Below are 433 nucleotides of genomic sequence, written 5' to 3' on the forward strand. Positions count from 1 at the left end.
GTCTCCTTCACCGGCAACAGCAACGCAGACGGCTACTACAGCCTGTCTGGCAACAACGTTGTACTGACCCAGAAGGGCGCGGACTTCGTCAACGCAGGCAATCAACTGCCGAAGATCGATCTGACCGTCACTGATCCTGAAGGCCTGAACTCCAACGGCACTGGCCAACCGACCGTTACCCTGCACAACGACGTGCCGGTCATCAGCGTTTCCCCAGAAACCATCGATGAAAACTCCGCTACGGCGGGTACCGTCGCTGGCCGCTTCACCGCGACCGACGAAGAAACCCCACGCGAAGGCCTGACCGTCTCCTTCACGGGTAACAGCAATGCTGATGGTTACTACGCCATCGTTGATAACAACGTCGTGCTGACACAGAAGGGCGCTGACTTCGTTAACGCCGGCAATCAACTGCCGAAGATTGACCTGACCG

1 protein-coding gene is annotated in these 433 nt (G+C 57.7%); it reads left to right on the plus strand.

Annotated features, from left to right (window positions below; all coding sequences use genetic code 11):
* Positions 1-433: hypothetical protein (locus BB029_RS33385; RefSeq protein WP_168166839.1), on the plus strand; the 433-nt coding region annotated here is incomplete at both ends.

The organism is Pseudomonas sp. S3E12 (assembly GCF_001702295.1).
Classification (GTDB): Bacteria; Pseudomonadota; Gammaproteobacteria; order Pseudomonadales; family Pseudomonadaceae; genus Aquipseudomonas; species Aquipseudomonas marginalis.